Origin of the sequence: Ohtaekwangia sp. (assembly GCF_036786105.1) — a bacterium.
Lineage (GTDB): Bacteria > Bacteroidota > Bacteroidia > Cytophagales > Cyclobacteriaceae > Ohtaekwangia.
In genome coordinates this window covers 18,093-35,682 of the sequence record NZ_DAIQRQ010000033.1, presented here as the reverse complement: position 1 = coordinate 35,682, position 17,590 = coordinate 18,093, and the positions used below count along the sequence as shown (strand labels likewise).

Below are 17,590 nucleotides of genomic sequence, written 5' to 3'. Positions count from 1 at the left end.
TTTTTTGTTTACTCACAGTTTACCATGATCTTCGCGAAGACCCCGGACGATCTTGAAGGCGACTATTTCACCAACCTTGTTTCGCAATCGCGTAGCGGTAAAGATATCGTTCTTTATCAATGGCTTCGTGTTGGCCAACTGGTTATCGCGGTTGCCACGCATACAGGAATTATATCATGCAGATAATGGAACCATCAGCATAGTGCTGCTGGCAATGTCGGTGGGTGCTGTGAGCGCGATGCCATTTTCGGGATGGGTTATCATCAAGAATGGAAGCCGTAAGATTACGCTGCTCTCGTTGCTGATGTATTGTATCATAGTGCCGCTCCTTCCCTATATGCCGAATGTGCCTGCGCTTATGGCGCTATACCTGGTGATGGGAATATTTACCGGCATGCTGGACGTTGCCATGAATGCACAGGCAGTGATGGTGGAGAAGCAGTACAAGCGGCCTATCATGACTTCTTTCCATGCACTTTTCAGTATTGGTATGGCGCTGGGTGCCTGGTGCGGCGCATTGTTTACCGACCTGCACGCAGCGTTGATTGAGCATTTTGGCATTGTCGTTTTTGCCTCGCTCATGGCAGCAGCCTGGGCCAGCCGTAACCTCATTTATGATAAGCCTGATCCATCGCTTAAACACGATGGGCCGTTGTTTCGATTGCCGAACAAGGCATTGCTGAGCATTGGTATCATTACATTCTGCTGTATGCTGGGAGAAGGTGCTATGTCTGAATGGAGTGTGAACTTCATGGAAAATATAGCACGATCCGAAAAAGCGGTGGCTCCTATAGCACTGTCTGCATTCGCTACCGCGATGACTGTTGGAAGAATATTGGGCGATAAACTTCGTTTTATTTTTGGCGATCAGAAAATGATTATGGCCGGTGGCCTTATTGCCACGATCGGCCTGTCGATAGCTGTAACAATAGCTACTCCGTGGACGGGCATAGCCGGATTCTTCCTCGTAGGGCTAGGGCTTTCTACCATTGTGCCAATTGCCTATAGTATATCTGGCCATACCAAAGATCTTCCGCCTGGCGTAGGACTGGCGATGGTTACAACCATAGGATATAGCGGTTTTCTGATAGGCCCTCCGGTAATCGGTTTCATTGCCGACTGGCAAACACTTCGCATAGCGCTGACCTTCGTTATATTCCTCTTTGCTGCCATGACGGTGCTGGCCTTTCGGTATAAACAAAATTCATAATATATACTTATGCAAATTCAACACGAAGCATCCGGACATAAAGGAGCTTTCTATATCGAAGAAAATGGAGAGCGCCTCGCAGAGATGATCTATACCCAAGCAGGAGACTCACGCATCATCATCAATCACACCGAAGTATCGGAAGCACTACGCGGCAAAAATGCAGGCAAGCAACTGGTAGCCGCTTCGGTAGAATATGCACGCCAGCACAAGCTAAAGATCCTTCCACTATGTCCGTTTGCCAAAAGTGTGTTTGATAAAGTGAAGGAGTATGAGGATGTGTTGGATAAATAGTTGTGAGCTTTGAGCTGGGAGCTTTGAGAAGAAAGGCGGCTGGCTACTGGAGGGAATTCGGTAGTATGAAGGTTTATATTTTTTCTGTGTTATGTTCATCGGAATAAAAAATCCAGTTACACGAAGGAACACAAAGAAGGCGCAAAGTTTCACAAAGAGAAATGCAAAGCGGTAAATCTCTTTCGGACTTTCCGTCTTCCGGACGCTTTTATTTTTTCACGATTAACATGTAACGATTAACGGATAACCAACAACGGCTCTCTATTCCATGTGCATTGTAAGCTCTTTCTCATCGATGTGAATATCATCTTCTCCTATTTCATCGAAAGGATGTTCGAGGTGATCCTGGATGTTATCGAGGCTTACCAGGATAAAACTATATAATACCGGCATTACATATTCCAGGTCTGCCGAGAAATCATTGAACGTGCTGGCAAAATATGGGCCGTATATAATCGGAAATATATAGATGAACACTTTGCTATAGGCGCGCAACGTTACGGGTGTACGATAGGCATAAATAATCCGCAGGTTATCATACGCTATAATCATCTTGCTCAGGTACTGATTGATGCGCGATATCTCTCCGCTTTGTACACCATAATTTCGCAGTTCGATGATCATGGCAGACAGCTGTGAAAAGTATTGAAATATCTTTTTCTCATTGCCGGCAATCGCACGTGCCTGCTTCGTGGTAAACATGGTTCTCATCAATATCACCATTGTTTCCACTACCACCTTTACACGCTGCGGCAAATCGTGTTGTTTATCTACCGGCCAATCGCGCATGGCATAATATATAGCCAATGCGTGCCCTTTAAAATCAGAGAATCGCTGCAGGGCTGTCTCGCGCCTGTTGTAGGCCGAGCCAATGGAAAACACAACCGGAAAAACGATAGCAACGCCTACAAGCATATCCGGAAACTTGGCGGTAAGCCCGGCATGGTAACATCCATACGTGGAGATCACGGACAGCGTAGTAACAATGATGGTTTTATAATTAATGATCAGAAAGAAGCTTCGTAATACTTTCTTCATGCGAACAGGGAATGGGTTATAACATGAGCATCCGGTATGGAGCACATGAACACAAAATTAATATACCGGATTAATATATCCCCCAATATGTCTATAAATGCTAAAAGCCCTTTGCAGGGCTTTAGCGGGGCTCCAATCGAATCTAAACGATTATTCTTCCAGCATCTCTACCTCCACGCGCACGTTCTTCTGCGCATTCGGGCCACGTTTGTCATATATAGGGCGCTTGCCTCCCCAGGCCTTCAATTCAATGCGGCTGGGCGCTATACCTTTTGAGGTGAGATATTCTTTGATCACTTCAGCACGGTTGTACGAAAGATCTTTGGCAGAACCAAGTCCTTGCTTCGAGCCGTCAAGCGAGAAGAAGTTTTTGTCTGGGCCCATCGTAATAACCTTGCCATGATAGTTGCCATTGGTGTGCCCGTGCAGGCGTATCCTGTACTTCGGATTCTCCTCCATCAACTGCAACAGACCGCTAAGCTCCACGGCTGACTCAGGCCGCATGATGGCTGCATCGTTGTAGAAATATACATTGTATAGTGTAACAATATCACCCTTATGATAACGCACCAGGTCGAAGTTCACAACGATGGTTGTTCCCATCAGGTCAATATAGGGTTTCACTGTATCGGCCAGCGGCAGCGGATAGTTTATCTCCTGCTGTACTTTTCTATAGCCGAATGCTTCGCAGATCAGCGTAAGCTGCCCGGACTTACTTTTTGGATCGGGTAATATCAGGTATTCGTTCCCTTTCACGCGTGTGATGACGCGCGAACGTTCTGTATCAATCACCTGTACTTCGCCTTCTACAATACGGTTATTACGGGCATTATAAAGACTCAGGAATACTTCCGTATTTCCAAGTGTCATTGGGTCGTGCTGAACGATGGGAGGATTTTCGGTCACTTCTATACTGTCAGCGGGTTGTGCTGTACTCGTATCGGTATTGGTTGCTGTCGTTGCTGTGGTATTGTTTGTCGTTGCAGCAGCAGTTGTGCCGGAGGTTGTCTGCGTGGAGTTTGCCGTATGGGTTGTTGTGGTTTTCGTTTCAACAGTGGTCTTCGCTGCAGTTGTTGCACCTATATCTCCCGGCACTACACGTACCCAGGCATCTTTAAATTCACTTTGTTTGCGTGATGCAGACATGCTTTTCAATGCTTCGCGCAGCGTAGTAAAATATTGCAGGTATACAAAATATAGATTCTTGCCAGTGTTGTAACCATAGTCGGCAGAGATGCCTTTCAGTTTCAGATTATTTACATAGTTCTGCGCTACTGCTTCGCGTGATGGCGCATAAGCTCCTACTACCACATAATAGCCTGGCGCTAACTCTTTAGATTGGCAAAATGATGAGAAACCAAGAACGGAGAAAATAAGGGTGAGTGAGACGCCGGTAAAATTCTTCATGTAGGGATGAATAGGTTTTGCAGACAATATTATCTAAAAATTCCCAATTTTCCGCTGATCGCAACATTCGTAACCACTTATTCAGGTTTTATTTTTTGAGGTCGATTTTACACGCTCGGCAAAGAAGCCAACACCATACCCCCACAGTTGTAAAACAGCGGCTGGCACTGATAATATGCCTACCGCAAGATTCTTATTTTGAATAACGCTATGCAAAAAAATAGCTGCCAAATACACTATCCAACCACCCCATGCTACCGCAGCTAACGAGATGTTTATGAAAGGGAGTATAAACAATAAACATGTACCGGCAACAAACACTGTAGGAAACCAGTGTGTGAGCTTGATCTCTTCCGGATATACTTTACCTACCAGTGCTCTGCCTCTTCCGAAATTATATACCTGTTTATAGAACTGACTGAAGTTGGTTCTGCGCTTGTGATAAACAAATGCATCCTGGATGAGGCCCACGTTAAAGCCGGCTTTCTTCATACGAATGCTAAACTCTATATCTTCGGCAAAGCGATCGAAGCGAAAGCCTTGTGTTGCTTCGTATACTTTGCGCGAAATGCCCATGTTAAAGCTTCGCGGCTGAAACCAGCCCACATGTTTTTTACCTCCGCGTATACCACCTGTGGTGAGCACGGAAGCCATAGTATATCCCATAGCACGCTGCACCAGTGTGAAGTTCTGATGCGCACGGTCCGGGCCACCCCAAGCATCCCACTGCTGCTCCGTCAACGCCCGGGTTACAGCTTCAAAGTATGCTGGCGGAATAATACAATCGGAATCAAATACCACCAGGTATTTTCCGGAAGCATGTGCATAACCAAAATTGCGGGTAGGGCCGGGGCCCGTGTTGGGCTTGTAAAAATATTGAATGGAAAGATTGGGCCGATACCGGTCTACAATTTCATCACAGCGAATGGAGGAGCCATCTTCCACAATAATCACCTCAAAATCGCGCTGGGTTTGATGTGTGAGACTCTCCAGCAGTTCATCTACTTCCTGTGGACGATTGTATACGGGTATAATAACGGAGTATGTAGGCTGATGCATCAATCAACAAATCTGCTTCACAAATACCATCAGCTGCCGGATACTTTTTCTTTCATATCCAGCCCTACCTTTTCAATTACCAGGTAATCGCGCTTGGAAAGAGATTGCATGGAAATCATCTCTGCCATGAAACCAGTAACAAAAAGCTGCACACCAATAACGATGGCTACCAGCGCAAGAAAGAACAAAGGCTGATCGGTTATATCACGTTTGATGGGAATACGCGAGAAATATAGCGCATCCATTTTATCCCAGATCACCTTTACGGTAAACACAAAGCCTACAAGAAACGATATAGTTCCGAGAGATCCGAAGAAGTGCATCGGCTTTTGGCGGAAGCGACTTACGAAGGTGATGGAGAGCAGATCGAGAAAACCGTTGATGAATCGCTCCAGGCCAAACTTGGTAGTACCGAATTTACGCTCGCGGTGTTCTACTACTTTCTCGGTTATTTTCGTGAAGCCCGCCCACTTGGCGATTACTGGTATATAGCGATGCATTTCTCCATATACGGTTATATTTTTTATTACCGTATCCTGGTACGCCTTCAAACCACAGTTGAAATCATGCAGCTTGATGCCCGAGAGCTTGCGGGTAACGTAGTTGAAAAATTTGGAAGGAACAGTTTTCGAGATCGGGTCGTGACGCTTTTTCTTCCAGCCCGATACCAGATGATAACCATCCTGTGTTATCATGCGATAGAGCTCGGGTATTTCATCAGGACTATCCTGCAAATCGGCATCCATGGTGATCACCACCTTGCCGGTAGCGGCACGGAAGCCGGTTTGCAACGCAGCCGACTTACCAAAATTACGGTTGAAGCGAATGCCTTTAATGCGCTCGTCTGCTTCATTGATTTTGGTCACCTGCTGCCACGTGTTGTCGGAGCTGCCATCATCAATAATAATTACTTCATACGAAAAGCCGTGTGCTTGCATCACACGGCTTATCCACTGGCATAGCTCGGGGATTGACTCCTCTTCGTCTTTTGCCGGAATGATTACGGAAATCTCCGGATGTATCATGCTTAAAATGTCGGTTCTGGATTTTTCTTTTGCGTAAAGATAGAAACTATTAAAGCAATAATCAGTGCGCCTATTATTCCGAAAATAAGTCCCATAATAAACATGGCTTCGGGAGACATGAACATCGAAGCAAATTTCATCGCCTGTTCAATCTGCTCCTCAGACATATTTTTAGCTTCCATATCTGAAATCGCCTTTTCCTTAATGGCATCTGCAAATCCGGAGTCAATAAACTTCATATATATATAACTGAAAACGCTGGATATGGCAGACGATATGATACCAAACCACACGCCTATACCAATGCCCTGTCCGTAAGCCATATAACCATTGCCATTGTCCTTGTAATACTTATGCGCCAGGAAAATAAGAACACCTGTAATGAGATAGCCGATCCACTTCCAGTACCATGCCGTTACGTCTCCGGTTACGTTCATGATAATAAAAAACGCGATTGATACGACACCGCCGATCAATCCATAGCGAATTCCGGCCTGGCGAACTGTAGGGAGGTTTGTTGTTTCTTCCATAGAGGTTTTAATTTTTAGGTTGTTTTCTGGTAATTACTGATAGAATTATACTAACAAAAAATCCAATGGCGAGTCCCTGAGCAAAGTAGGTTTCCGCCAGTTTATAGATGTTAGTCGCAGGCAACGCTTTTAAATTACGATCGAAAACTTCATTCCCTATCCGCGCTATATCTTCCTTGGAAAATGTTTGAAGATATGCAGTCATCTTTTTCACATACGAAGCCACAAAATCCGGTTCAAGCGCTCCAAACACGATTAATCCACCGGCCGAAAGCATCCCCGCCAGCACCACTACAATCGCTCCCCCGATCATACCCTGCCAGAAGTATAATTCACCATTCTGATAATAGTCGCGCACTTCCTTCAGGCTGAAGAATATAAATATACCAAACAGTAAAATGCGGAAGTCGAGGTAAGGCGCGATCATGAACGGATGGCGGCCCATGTAGTATAAAGCTACGAGCAAAACGAACGACAATACTCCGGCCACTAATCCGTAGCGGAACGATATCTTATACAATGGAGAACGCATCATGTATATACTTGCTCAATTGAAAAACCGATCAATCTTCGATCCGGTGTTTGTTATTGTTAAAAACAGCTACCACTTTACCGGTAACTTCCTTGCCATACCACGGTGAGTTTTTGGCCTTGGAGAAATTGCTCTTCTCATCGAACGTCCAGGTGCGCTTTGGATCAAACAGCGTCAGGTTAGCTTTAGCTTCTGTTTCTATAGTAGGTATCTCCAGGCTTAACAGTTTGCGTGGCGCTACGGTTACTTTCTCAATCAACGTGCTCCATTCCACTGCTTTCGACAGCGACACTAAATTAGCTCCGAATGTCTGCAAGCTGGTGATACCGAAATCGGCCAGATCAAATTCCAGTTCTTTACTTTCGTCTTCATGGGGCACGTGGCCGGAGCAGATCACATCGATCGTTCCGTCTTTCAATCCTTTGATGAGCGCATCGTTGTCGCTCTTCTCACGCAACGGGGGATTTACTTTATAGTTTGTATCGAAGTCAGCCAGCATCGTGTCATCCAGCAACGGTTGGTATACTGCTATATCGCAGGTAACGTTCCATTTCTTTTTGGCGGAGCGAATGACATCAATCGCCTTTCCTGACGACAGGCGTGCCATGTGGAGTCGCCCTCCGGCATAACCTAACAATTCGAGGTTGCGACCTATCATAATGTCTTCTGCTATGCGGGGCATTCCCTTCAATCCCAGCATGGTGCTGTTAACACCTTCGTGCATCTGCCCGAACATGTTAAGCCATATATCTTCCGGATGGTCAATTAGCAGACCATTAAACTTCTGCAGGTATTGCAGGGCTTTCAGAAATATATCCGTATGCCAGATCGGCTTTAGTCCATCGGTAAAAGCTACCGCTCCTGCTTCCTGCAGATCGATCATCTCGGTAAGTTCTTCGCCTTTATTATTGCGCGTAACAGCCGCCAGTGCGTGTATCTCCACCAGCCGGGTATCGTTGCCGCGGGTAATGTAGCTCACTTCATTTTTAGTCTGAACAGATGGTGTTGTGTTGGGCAGCACGGCAATTTCGGTAAACCCGCCAGCTGCAGCTGCTTTGGATACGGAATCAAGATCTTCCTTGTGCTCCAGGCCAGGGTCGCCCACAAATGTGCCCAGATCAAACCACCCGGGCGACAACAGCATGCCTTCCGCCCTTATAACTTTATCGGCCGAATAATTCTTATCGCCTATTTCGGCAATGCGGCCGTTGTTAATCAATACATTTTTTTGTTTCTGATGATAAGGAGACTGGGGATCGAGTATTTCAGCGTTTTGTATAAGAATCTTCATTCCGGTAATGATATTAAAGCTTCTGGCTGCTAGCCACCAGCTGCTAGTCTGGAAGGCTGATAACTTGCGGCTACTTCAAAAACCGGATCAGCAATACTTCTGTTACCAGAAAGAGCAGCGCCAGCAGCAGGGCATACTTCCATAATGGCGTGCCCAAATATCGCTCCTTTATTTCGTTGCTGAAAGCATTCGAAGAGGCAGCCGTAAAAATGCTGATGTTATCGCCACCACCGGCTTGGGCTTTTACTTCTTCGCCGGTATACTGATCCATCAGCGACTCGTCTTTATCCAGGTTAAAAGCAATCAAGCCAACGGTATCGCTCTGTGATACAATGTCATAAAATCCCTGTTCTACCGAGAATTTTGGAATTTCTATAAAAACCCGGTCGCCCACAGCGCGCTGGCCCGGTATAATTTCCTCCCTTCCTCCTACCAGTTTAAGGGGCACATCGGGCTGAAGGCTATCAAGGCGCAACGTGATCAGATTTTCGCGCAGGGTATAATACGGCCGGGTTTCATTCCTTCGGGCACTCGCGGCAATCCGGTACATGACCGGAACAAACAAGGCATGCTGATAGAAATCTGTAGACGCACTTTCAAACGCACTGGCCAGTATATATAGTTTGCCTCCGCGATTAAACATGGAAAGGAACGGCAAATCATTTTTAAGACGAAGAATGGCCGAGCGATCGGCACCCCAATCGAGTGCCCGCGCAGCACGCGGCATGGCCAGCGAAACTGATTTTTCTTCAAATACATTTTCAAAAAATGGATTCGAAAAATCAGGTCGGTCGAGCTCCATAGGCTCTGCTTTTGCAGCTGCCTGCAGTCCGGGGAGTTGTGTAAGGTTTTTCAAACTTGCTATATCCGGATCTGTGCCCGGCACTAACAACAACGCTCCGCCTTTATTGATATAGTCAACGAGCGCTCCGGTGAGTGATGGATCAACGGTGTTCAATCCATTCACTACCACCAGGTCAGCCTGTGCTAAAAGATTATAGTTAAAGTTGTTCACAGCAAAACCGGCATAGCTGAACACCTGCTTGTTGCCGTATACTTTTTCTACGGGCGAAGGCTGATTATCTTTTTTGATCTCCACCACGCGAATCTTATCGGTAAAATTCAGCGCGAAGTAAAATTCATTATCGAAGCTCACCGGAAAATCATTGAAGCTGATGGTAGCCTTGTTCATACCCGAAAGCCCGGTGGCCAGGTCAAACGTAGTCTCGGCAATGCCTTGCTGCGGAACATCAATCGTACCGGCTCCGGATTGTATACCATTAATGGAGAGCTTGAGGCTCAACTGGTCTATATCACGCTGACCATCGTTACGAACTTTTACGCGCAGCACATTCTTTTCGCCACGGGCCGCAAATGGATTTTCAAGATAGGCGGAGTCAACAAAGATGTTTGACATCGGGGCAAACCGGATCGGCACCAAATGCCATTGAGAAGCAGAGTCGAGCGAAGCGGGAATAGTACCCAAGGTAGATTTCTGAAAATCGGAGATCCAGAATACCTCACGCTCCTGGGCGGAACCTTGTTGCCGGATGCGATCAACTATTTCCTGCATGGTGCGACTTACCGGTGAGAGCCTTATCTGCGTAAGCAGGTCTATTATTTCGGCCTTTGTTTTAAATGAATTGGAGAAAGGAGCAAAATCGTTCGTGATCAGTTTATACCTGGTATCAGGAGGAAACAGCGATACTATATTGCCGATGAATGTAACACCGGCATCAAGGCCGCGCACTTTATCTTCCATCTGTGCCGACATGCTCTGCGAATTGTCGAGGTATAGAATGATGGTGTGATGTTCCGTTAACTGGTTCTTGGCCGGAATAATCGGCTGGCAAAAGGTGATTACCAGGAAGAACAGGAACAACAGCCGTGATGCCAGTATCAGATAATGCTTCAGCTTTCGCTTGGCAGTAGTAGCCTCCTTTACCTGCCTGAGAAAGCGGTTGTTTGAAAAATAAATACGGGTAGTTCTGCGAAAATTAAAAAGGTGGATGATGATCGGGATTGCCAGCACACCCAGCGCCCATAAAAAAGAAGGATATAAAAAATTCATCAGCGATAAAGTTAATAGTAAAACGGTTATCCCTTCACCCAAGTGTCTATAATTTGACTAACGGCCCGTTGTGCATGCCCGGTAAAACTTTCTGAACCGCTCGCAGCATCCTGAAAAAGTTATAGGCCCGGGCAACGACCGGGCCGAAGATGGCATTTCTATTCGTAAAACCACAAACCTCGCCAGCGTGACGGAAGAAGAGCTCATAAAAAAATGCCAGCGCGGCAGCCGCAGTGCCCAGGAACAACTATACGCCCGGTATGCCGACCGGCTCTATCGCCTGGCCTACCGGTATATAAAAAGCGATACCGATGCGGAAGATGTTATCATGCTCTCATTTGCCAAAGTATTCAGCAGCATTGGCAGTTTTGTCTATCGTGGTGAAGGTTGCACAGAAGGATGGATGCGCAGGATTGTGGTGAACGAAGCACTGATGTGGCTGCGAAAGAAACACAACTTTAACCTTACCGAAAGCCTGGACGCTACACTGCAGGAACCTGACCTGCAGCCGTATGGCCAAATGGATGCCGAAGATGTTTACCAGTTCGTGTTGCTACTGCCTACCGGTTATCGCACCGTCTTTAACCTGTCGGTGATTGAAGGATACAATCACGCCGAGATCGCAGCGCTCCTGCAGATAAACGAAAACACTTCACGGTCGCAGTTATTCAAAGCCAAAACATTACTAAAGAAAATGCTTACCCGGGAGGGATATCATTATGGGACATGACATTGATAAAATATTTCAACAGAAGATTCGTGAGGCGGAGCAACGGCCTGTGTATTGGCAGAAAGAAGCAACGTGGCAACGCCTCAGTATTACACCTTCGCGATCGAGACGCTATATCTATTATGCTGCAGCTGCATCGTGCTTACTGATCATGGTAACGGGTATATACTCGTATCGGCACCTAACATCGAAACGTGATGTTTCGCATGGCCAATCAACAACTGCGTCTATTACACCAACAACACCGATACCGCAGGAAATGCCAAAGGAATTCTCAGAGAAACCAGCGGCCCAACGGTATGCCACTGCCTCCCTAAAAAATGCTATACAGGGAAATATAGCGCCAGTACCTGACACCACTGCAACCAACATCACGGATGCTGTACCAACCATTACACCGGTTGTTGTGTCGGTTGACTCTGCGGTAAGCACAGCGAGTGAGCCCAATACATTGGCTGCAGACAATAAAAAGATCAAACCCATTATTGGTATTATACCGGAGCAAACTGATCAACCGGTCGCTGTCCGCCAGGAAAAGAAACGCAAGGTAAAGCTCTTCCATTCAGAAAAGAACGAGCGCTCTGCCGAGCCATCAGAAGAAAATAAATTAGTTATCGCCCGCATTAACTAACCTACGCTATGAAACATACTGTCGTTACCATTCTCTTTATCATTTTCCTGAATCAGCTGCATGCACAAGGAGTAAACTATGCTCCCGGCACGCGGCATTCCAATATTTACCGCCTTCATAATCGAAAGCCTAATTTCTTTCCCGACTCTGTTCGTGTGGAGTTTCCTGAACAGGAAGCCGTGGTTGTGTTTGAATTGAAGCGCTACCAACAGCATGCATCTTTCATCGAAAACTTTCCAACTACGCTGCAAGAGCTTTACATCTATTTATCCAAAAGTCTACCGGAAAACCGGGGAGGGTCGCTGGTAGTAAATGTTTTTTATAAAGCGGACGATCAAAAAGAAATAACCATTCAAGAGCGTGCCGCTGAAACAAAGCTGCTGGTACACGACAAGCAAATAACACAACTTCTGCCTCCCGGCATCGAACTATACCTGCAAACCGATATAGCCAAAGTCTATATATATGTACCGGATTTATCAGGTATGCAGCAACTATCGCAGCAAAGTTTCCAGCCAGTCGTTTCGGCGTTGAACGAGGAATCGAAGGCGTATTACATCGGAAGAAAAAGTTTTAAAGCCCGGTTCATTCTACAAAGGAATGTTATCAGCTATAGCAAGGTACAGCATACGGAGCCCAACGATCTGATCTACGGCACAGGCAGTGCAGCCGTGGGTGTCTTCCGCGACAAGGTATATCCGGAACTTACCGGTGCCATCGGGTTAAGCTTCAGCGACCGTTTTAACCGAAGAAGTCAAAAACTGGAATTTACCTATTCTGCTATGTTCTTGCCGGAACGCAATGCAGAAGGCGGAGGCTACACCAACAACATCAGTTCCTTCCTTGGCGTATCGTATCGAAAAAACGTTAGTCGTAATGACCGGCCTGTATGGAGCGGTTTGGGTGCTGCCATACTGGTATACGACAAAGGGAATTTTTTTCAGGGTAGAACAGCCCGGTTCTCTATACACTCGGATTTAGGTATTAAACGTCTAAGTATTATACCTGAGTTTTACCTTACCAACGACTTCAAGAAATTTCAATTCGGGCTTAAACTCAACTACGCGTTTTAACATTGGTGAACCCTGGCACACGTGCCAGGGTTTTTTAAACCGCATCGGTTATGAGCTAACTTCTGTCCAGCCAACATTTGAAGCTAACGGGAAATCACTGCTAACGATAATATATATAATTACTTGCCGCTTAACATGACCATGTCGTTCACACTGATCTCGGTAGTCGTGCGTTTCTCGCCAGTAGCCGTTTCGTATGAACGGTGAACCAGCTTTCCTTCTACCGCTACCTCACTTCCTTTTTTCAAATACTGGCTCGCTATATCTGCGAGCTTATCCCACAAAACGAGGTTGTGCCACTGCGTTTCTTCTACCTTTTCTCCCCGCTGATTACGGTATGTACTGTTCGTAGCGATCGAAAACGTAGCAAGCTTTTTTCCGCTATCAAACGTTTTAACTTCAGGGTCGCGACCAAGACGACCAATTAGCTGAACACTGTTTCTCAGGTTTGCCATATATAGTATATATTTATTTGTTACGGTGTATATATAGTGTTTTACACAACAATCAATAGCCGTGGCAAATATGTATACAGAAAAATTCATGAGTCGTATGAAAAACGTTTACTTTCGATTACTTTCGTTTGTAGCCGTTTGTAAACGGATAGTTATATGCCAGAAAGAGTTGAGAAAAGATGCATCGAGTGCGGTAAATCGGTGAAAGGGAGAGTAGACAAGAAATTTTGTTCCGATCAATGCAGGAGCTCTCATAACAATAAGCGCCATGGAGAACATACTCACTATATACGGAACGTCAACAATATACTCCGCAAAAACAGGCGTATACTTTCCGATCTGAACCCGGAAGGCAAAAACAAAGTAAGCCGGGAAAAGCTGGCTACCCGGGGGTTCAATTTTAATTTCTTTACCAGCACTTATAGAACCAAAGAGGGGTCGCAATACTTTTATTGTTACGACCAGGGCTATTTGTCTATTGACAACGAAAGCTTTCTGCTGGTGATCAAGCGCGACTATTGACACCGGCTAACAGTATACCGGCTTTGTGTGGTTAGCCACTAGCCGGGTAATTCTTTATAAAAAGACAGCCTGCCTATTGCACTTTGCCTTAAAAAAGTATGGAGGATTTGTATTTTACAGATATACTATTGCAACAGCTATAAATTTTATTGCGATGCCCGCCCGCAAAATCAGCACCCTGGATAGTTTAATAATCGCAATCGCCGCAACACATGTCTCTGTCTGGAAAAAATCAGATACGTTTTTAGGGTAAAGCCTTGACCCTTACGAAAAATAATATTTACTTTAATAACGTTCATTGTGAGAGTCACCCCTCTTTAGTATCAGGCAATGAAACGTTAGAAACTTATCGACCATGTTCGAAATGCGTCATTCCGCGGATATGCACTGGTCTATCCCTCTAACGACAGGGCAGATTCCTCTTTGTAAATCCAACGTATTTGCGGAAAGATCATTCAGTGCTCAATTCGCTGTAACATCGGCGTTATGGGATATAGTCTATCCTGACCGTTGTATTACCGATGCGGAACCAAATGTTCCTGCACTCCTCTATGGCCATACCGTTGTGCTAAATATATATGGCCAGGAGCAGCCATACTATAGTACGGAGGTGGTATATGCAGATGCTCTGCTGAGCAGGCATTATAAAGTCAGTACACGTTGCGCGGACAACCACGCGGCGGTGTAAAGGGTATTTCGCGAACCTTAAAAAACCTAACCTAATAACGAACCTTTACCATTAAATGTATGGCTACAACATCAAAACAACCCAAATTAAAATTCCTGCCAGGAGAAAACTGGAAGGAATTGAAGCTGAAAAAGGGCACTTCTACCAAGCGCTACGCAGTATCCGACAAGGGCCGTATTGTGAGCTTTAAGGAAAACATTGATGACGGGTATATTCTGAAGCCGCGTCTCACGCAAGGATATCCCAGTATTACGATTGGTCGCGAAGATACCAGGCAGAATTACTATATCCACCGACTGGTAGCGGAGTATTTCAACAAGCAGGTCAATGCGAAACACTCTTTTGTAATTCATGTTGATCATAACAAGGAAAATAATAAAGCTGCGAACCTGAAATGGGTAAGCCACGACATCCAGATTGAACACGCCAAAAAAGACCCGAACGTATTGCTGCGCATGAGCCCTGATGAGGGCCCCAAACTTACTGCTGACAAGGTAAAGCAGATTAAAGTGGCACTCTTCCGCTCCAAGAAACAACCTACGCTCAAAGCACTCGCCAGAAGGTTCCGCGTTTCAGACATGCAGATTCACCGCATCAAGATCGGAGAAAATTGGGCGCACGTAAAAGTATAATTCTGAGTAACAGAAGTAGATAATGCCAAACCAGCCTTGCAAAGGGCTGGTTTCTTTTTTTTATTTGTATAAACACAACAACCATGCGCATTATTTTTTTATCAATCGTGCTATGCACGCAAATCTTTATTGTTTACGCACAAAACAAAACCTTAACACCTGTAACGAAGCCTGAAGAAGTCGGCCTGTCGGCAACACGCCTCGCGCGGATCGATAAGATGGTAGAAGAACATGTATCGAATCTGTGGATACCCGGTGCAGTAGTATGTATCGTTAAAAACGGAAAAGTTGCTTACCACAAAGCATACGGTTACAGGGATATAGAGAGCAAAACCCTGTTAAAGAAAGATGATATTTTCAGAATAGCTTCCCAAAGTAAAGCCATCACCAGCCTCGCGGTAATGATGCTGTGGGAAGAAGGTAAGTTTCTGCTGGATGATCCGATCTCTAAATATATACCGGAATTCAAGAACCCCACAGTACTAAAGACTTTCAATCCGCAAGACAGCAGCTATACTACCGAGCCTGCCAAGAGTGAGATTACTATACGCCAGCTTCTTACGCATTCGTCTGGTATAGACTATGCCGCCATTGGCAGTGACGAGTTTAAAGCCATCTATGCCAAAGCGGGCGTGCCCAGTGGCATTGGTAACAACGACATGATATTAGGCGAACGGATGCGTATACTCGGTAAACTTCCGCTGAAACACAATCCGGGCGAACGCTGGACATACGGTCTCAACGATGATGTATTGGGCTACTTTGTAGAAGTATTATCAGGTATGCCGTTCGATCAGTTTCTGCGCAAACGCATCTTCGATCCGCTGGGCATGAACGATACATATTTTTACCTGCCGAAAGAAAAGCAAAGTCGCCTTGTGACTCTCTATACAGGAGGTAAGGATGGCAAGGTTGTGAAGCCCGATACAAAAGCATACGACAATGTAATAGCGACTTATCCCAACACTGCCGGTACATACTTTTCCGGAGGCGCAGGACTTTCTTCTACCGTGGAAGACTATGCTAAATTTTTGCAGATGTTTTTAAACAAAGGAAAATATAACGGCGTACAATTATTAAGTCGGAAGACAGTTGAGCTTATGCTGACTGATCAACACATTCCCAACATACATTTCGGACTTGGTTTTGGATTAGAAACTATTGAGAACGATTACCAATCTGTACTATCGCTTGGTTCCTTCTCGTGGGGAGGCGCGTTCAATACACATTACTGGGCTGATCCAAAAGAAAATCTGATCGGACTGATCTATACCAATATATACCAGTCGCCATACTGGAGCGTTGGCGACAAGTTTAAGACATTAACCTACCAGAGCTTCGCTGAATAACGCGAACGTTGTTCCAGCAGTCATAAAAAAAGGAATTGAAGTATACTTCGATTCCTTTTTTATTACTAGTATGTATAGATGAAACAGCTATAAGTTCGACTGTATCGTTTTTTCCAATTCGCTCTTCTCTGTCAAGCCGGTTTTAGACCAAACCTGCTTTCCATTTTTATAGAGCAGCAGTGTAGGCAACACCTGCACTTTCATATTTCCGGTAAGAATCGAATTTTCATCGGCGTTGATTTTTACGAGTGTAACCTTATCTGCATAACGCGTGGAAAGCTCTTCCAGCCAGGGAGCCATCTTTTTGCAGGGAGCGCACCACTTGGCATAGAAGTCTACGAGCACCACCTTGTCCGTGTTCACCTTACTGTTAAATTCATCCAGCGACATCCCCGGTGTAGAAGCGGCACCTTCCTCGTAAGGTTTGTGTTCTGCGGTCCATTGCATCATACCACCCGTCATTTCATATACTTCCCTGAAACCATGGCTCCGCATATATTGTGCAGCTTTAGCACTTCTTCCGCCAGATAAACAATATACCAACACAGGTTTATTCTTATCAAGCGCCGATACCATCGATTCAAATTCCTTGCTGTTTATGTTCATGTTGAATGCACCATTCAGGTGATTCTTGCGAAACTCTTCAGGGGTACGAACATCTACCACCTGACCGTCTTTCGCTTGTTGTAATTTGGCCAGAAACTCATCTGTGCTCAATTGCGTTTTCTGCTGCCCCATCGCTGCCGATGCCACCATCAGCATAGCCATGAAGCCTATCATTCTTACCCGATACATAGTCATCTTATTTTTATTTACTGCAAGGAACAGAGCGATTCTAAATAATACAAACCGCTCATAGCATTAGTCGTAACACCATTGCACAAAACAACCACCGAATTGAAGGGATGAATCAATTTACAGCCTACACCAAAACCGTCTCACAAACCATGCGCTATGACATTAATCTACATCGGCCTGTCAAATGCAGGCATAAGTTACAACCTGATTTCCAGCGTTTGACCACAAATGTTAATGATTGTATCGCGCCGTTCG

At 45.4% G+C, this 17,590-nt stretch carries 18 protein-coding genes; 8 read left to right on the top strand and 10 right to left on the bottom strand.

Annotated features, from left to right (window positions below; translation table 11 throughout):
• Positions 1-52: 52 nt before the first annotated feature.
• Together V7Q33_RS14340 and V7Q33_RS14335 are read left to right on the top strand one after the other, a co-directional pair.
• Positions 53-1,210: an MFS transporter gene (locus tag V7Q33_RS14340; RefSeq protein ID WP_333820264.1), complete on the top strand. Its 1,158-nt coding sequence runs from the start codon at positions 53-55 to the stop codon at positions 1,208-1,210.
• Positions 1,211-1,219: 9 nt separating this feature from the next.
• Entirely contained in the window at positions 1,220-1,504 is a 285-nt protein-coding gene (locus V7Q33_RS14335) for a GNAT family N-acetyltransferase (RefSeq protein WP_331975557.1), read from the top strand.
• A gap of 261 nt (positions 1,505-1,765) precedes the next feature.
• On the opposite strand, the gene V7Q33_RS14330 is transcribed toward V7Q33_RS14335, so the two are convergent.
• The 8 genes from V7Q33_RS14330 to V7Q33_RS14295 all read right to left on the bottom strand — a co-directional run bounded on the left by V7Q33_RS14330 (position 1,766) and on the right by V7Q33_RS14295 (position 10,457).
• Positions 1,766-2,542 carry a hypothetical protein gene (locus tag V7Q33_RS14330; protein WP_331975559.1) on the bottom strand — a complete coding sequence of 259 codons (777 nt, stop codon included), beginning with the start codon at positions 2,540-2,542 and terminating at the stop codon, positions 1,766-1,768.
• Positions 2,543-2,692: 150 nt separating this feature from the next.
• Positions 2,693-3,949, bottom strand: coding sequence for an OmpA family protein (locus V7Q33_RS14325; protein WP_331975561.1), 1,257 nt, complete (start codon positions 3,947-3,949; stop codon positions 2,693-2,695).
• Positions 3,950-4,030: 81 nt separating this feature from the next.
• Positions 4,031-5,008, bottom strand: a complete 978-nt coding sequence (locus V7Q33_RS14320) for a glycosyltransferase (protein WP_333820263.1) — start codon at positions 5,006-5,008, stop codon at positions 4,031-4,033.
• Positions 5,009-5,037: 29 nt separating this feature from the next.
• Entirely contained in the window at positions 5,038-6,033 is a 996-nt protein-coding gene (locus V7Q33_RS14315) for a glycosyltransferase family 2 protein (protein WP_331975565.1), read from the bottom strand.
• Between the two features lie 2 nt (positions 6,034-6,035).
• Positions 6,036-6,563, bottom strand: a complete 528-nt coding sequence (locus tag V7Q33_RS14310; RefSeq protein WP_331975567.1) for a DUF4199 domain-containing protein — start codon at positions 6,561-6,563, stop codon at positions 6,036-6,038.
• A 7-nt stretch (positions 6,564-6,570) separates the two neighbouring features.
• Positions 6,571-7,098 carry a DUF4199 domain-containing protein gene (locus tag V7Q33_RS14305; RefSeq protein WP_331975569.1) on the bottom strand — a complete coding sequence of 176 codons (528 nt, stop codon included), beginning with the start codon at positions 7,096-7,098 and terminating at the stop codon, positions 6,571-6,573.
• A gap of 28 nt (positions 7,099-7,126) precedes the next feature.
• Positions 7,127-8,386, bottom strand: coding sequence for a dihydroorotase (locus V7Q33_RS14300; protein WP_333820262.1), 1,260 nt, complete (start codon positions 8,384-8,386; stop codon positions 7,127-7,129).
• Between the two features lie 70 nt (positions 8,387-8,456).
• On the bottom strand, positions 8,457-10,457 hold the full coding sequence (locus V7Q33_RS14295; protein WP_333820261.1) for a BatA domain-containing protein: 2,001 nt from the start codon (positions 10,455-10,457) through the stop codon (positions 8,457-8,459).
• Positions 10,458-10,644: 187 nt separating this feature from the next.
• Between V7Q33_RS14295 and V7Q33_RS14290 the strand changes: the two genes are divergently transcribed.
• From V7Q33_RS14290 to V7Q33_RS14280, 3 genes are read left to right on the top strand one after another with little or no spacing between them, the layout of a single operon-like run.
• A complete protein-coding gene (locus V7Q33_RS14290; RefSeq protein WP_333820260.1) occupies positions 10,645-11,187 on the top strand; it encodes an RNA polymerase sigma factor in 543 nt (180 codons plus the stop codon).
• Positions 11,177-11,818 carry a hypothetical protein gene (locus tag V7Q33_RS14285; protein WP_333820259.1) on the top strand — a complete coding sequence of 214 codons (642 nt, stop codon included), beginning with the start codon at positions 11,177-11,179 and terminating at the stop codon, positions 11,816-11,818. Before V7Q33_RS14290 ends, V7Q33_RS14285 begins: the two co-directional genes overlap by 11 nt.
• A gap of 8 nt (positions 11,819-11,826) precedes the next feature.
• Positions 11,827-12,891, top strand: a complete 1,065-nt coding sequence (locus tag V7Q33_RS14280; RefSeq protein WP_333820258.1) for a hypothetical protein — start codon at positions 11,827-11,829, stop codon at positions 12,889-12,891.
• Positions 12,892-13,010: 119 nt separating this feature from the next.
• Here V7Q33_RS14280 and V7Q33_RS14275 read toward each other — a convergent pair whose 3' ends face one another.
• Complete coding sequence (locus V7Q33_RS14275) at positions 13,011-13,346, bottom strand: single-stranded DNA-binding protein (protein WP_331975584.1); 336 nt, start codon at positions 13,344-13,346, stop codon at positions 13,011-13,013.
• 156 nt (positions 13,347-13,502) lie between these two features.
• On the opposite strand from V7Q33_RS14275, the gene V7Q33_RS14270 reads away from it, so the two are divergent.
• From V7Q33_RS14270 to V7Q33_RS14260, 3 genes are all read left to right on the top strand, one after another.
• Entirely contained in the window at positions 13,503-13,868 is a 366-nt protein-coding gene (locus V7Q33_RS14270; RefSeq protein WP_333820257.1) for a hypothetical protein, read from the top strand.
• Between the two features lie 747 nt (positions 13,869-14,615).
• Positions 14,616-15,188 (top strand): NUMOD4 domain-containing protein, encoded by a 573-nt coding sequence (locus tag V7Q33_RS14265; protein ID WP_331975590.1) that lies wholly within the window; start codon positions 14,616-14,618, stop codon positions 15,186-15,188.
• An 83-nt stretch (positions 15,189-15,271) separates the two neighbouring features.
• Positions 15,272-16,537, top strand: a complete 1,266-nt coding sequence (locus V7Q33_RS14260) for a serine hydrolase domain-containing protein (RefSeq protein WP_331975592.1) — start codon at positions 15,272-15,274, stop codon at positions 16,535-16,537.
• An 87-nt stretch (positions 16,538-16,624) separates the two neighbouring features.
• Here the strand turns inward: V7Q33_RS14260 and trxA are convergent, their stop codons facing one another.
• Positions 16,625-17,332: a thioredoxin gene (gene trxA, locus V7Q33_RS14255; protein ID WP_333820256.1), complete on the bottom strand. Its 708-nt coding sequence runs from the start codon at positions 17,330-17,332 to the stop codon at positions 16,625-16,627.
• Positions 17,333-17,590: the final 258 nt, after the last annotated feature.

Coding starts and splice junctions, on each gene's coding strand:
- V7Q33_RS14335 (WP_331975557.1), top strand. CDS start 1,220: ATGCAAATTCAACACGAAGCATCCGGACATAAAGGAGCTTTCTATATC.
- V7Q33_RS14330 (WP_331975559.1), bottom strand. CDS start 2,542: ATGAAGAAAGTATTACGAAGCTTCTTTCTGATCATTAATTATAAAACC.
- V7Q33_RS14325 (WP_331975561.1), bottom strand. CDS start 3,949: ATGAAGAATTTTACCGGCGTCTCACTCACCCTTATTTTCTCCGTTCTT.
- V7Q33_RS14320 (WP_333820263.1), bottom strand. CDS start 5,008: ATGCATCAGCCTACATACTCCGTTATTATACCCGTATACAATCGTCCA.
- V7Q33_RS14315 (WP_331975565.1), bottom strand. CDS start 6,033: ATGATACATCCGGAGATTTCCGTAATCATTCCGGCAAAAGACGAAGAG.
- V7Q33_RS14310 (WP_331975567.1), bottom strand. CDS start 6,563: ATGGAAGAAACAACAAACCTCCCTACAGTTCGCCAGGCCGGAATTCGC.
- V7Q33_RS14305 (WP_331975569.1), bottom strand. CDS start 7,098: ATGATGCGTTCTCCATTGTATAAGATATCGTTCCGCTACGGATTAGTG.
- V7Q33_RS14300 (WP_333820262.1), bottom strand. CDS start 8,386: ATGAAGATTCTTATACAAAACGCTGAAATACTCGATCCCCAGTCTCCT.
- V7Q33_RS14295 (WP_333820261.1), bottom strand. CDS start 10,457: ATGAATTTTTTATATCCTTCTTTTTTATGGGCGCTGGGTGTGCTGGCA.
- V7Q33_RS14285 (WP_333820259.1), top strand. CDS start 11,177: ATGGGACATGACATTGATAAAATATTTCAACAGAAGATTCGTGAGGCG.
- V7Q33_RS14280 (WP_333820258.1), top strand. CDS start 11,827: ATGAAACATACTGTCGTTACCATTCTCTTTATCATTTTCCTGAATCAG.
- V7Q33_RS14275 (WP_331975584.1), bottom strand. CDS start 13,346: ATGGCAAACCTGAGAAACAGTGTTCAGCTAATTGGTCGTCTTGGTCGC.
- V7Q33_RS14270 (WP_333820257.1), top strand. CDS start 13,503: ATGCCAGAAAGAGTTGAGAAAAGATGCATCGAGTGCGGTAAATCGGTG.
- V7Q33_RS14265 (WP_331975590.1), top strand. CDS start 14,616: ATGGCTACAACATCAAAACAACCCAAATTAAAATTCCTGCCAGGAGAA.
- V7Q33_RS14260 (WP_331975592.1), top strand. CDS start 15,272: ATGCGCATTATTTTTTTATCAATCGTGCTATGCACGCAAATCTTTATT.
- trxA (WP_333820256.1), bottom strand. CDS start 17,332: ATGTATCGGGTAAGAATGATAGGCTTCATGGCTATGCTGATGGTGGCA.